Here is a 237-nt window from a genome sequence, read left to right as displayed (position 1 = left end):
CGCCAAGGACGCCTTCGAGGGCCTGGCGCTGATGGAACCGCTGGTGCGGGTAGCGCGCGGCGCCGACCCGGCCGCCGTCGGCCTTCCGCCGCTCAAGAAGCGCATCCACACCAGCGGCCCCAGGTTCACCGTGACCGAGCCCGAAGCCATGCCCGGCCGCTCCGACGTCGTGGCTGACAACGCTGTTCCCGCGCCGCCGTTCTGGGGCACCCGCATTGTGCGCGGAGTGGCCCTGAA

Annotated in this window: 1 protein-coding gene; it reads left to right on the top strand. The window is 72.6% G+C overall.

The annotated features are described in order from the left end of the window. Positions 1-237 (top strand): hypothetical protein (locus tag ACU18_RS19025; protein WP_157407885.1); only part of this gene is annotated, 237 nt, incomplete at both ends.

This window comes from Arthrobacter sp. ZBG10, from assembly GCF_001238605.1.
Classification (GTDB): Bacteria; Actinomycetota; Actinomycetes; order Actinomycetales; family Micrococcaceae; genus Arthrobacter.
Note: the sequence above shows the minus strand (reverse complement) of the source record. Positions and strands in the feature narration are given on the sequence as shown.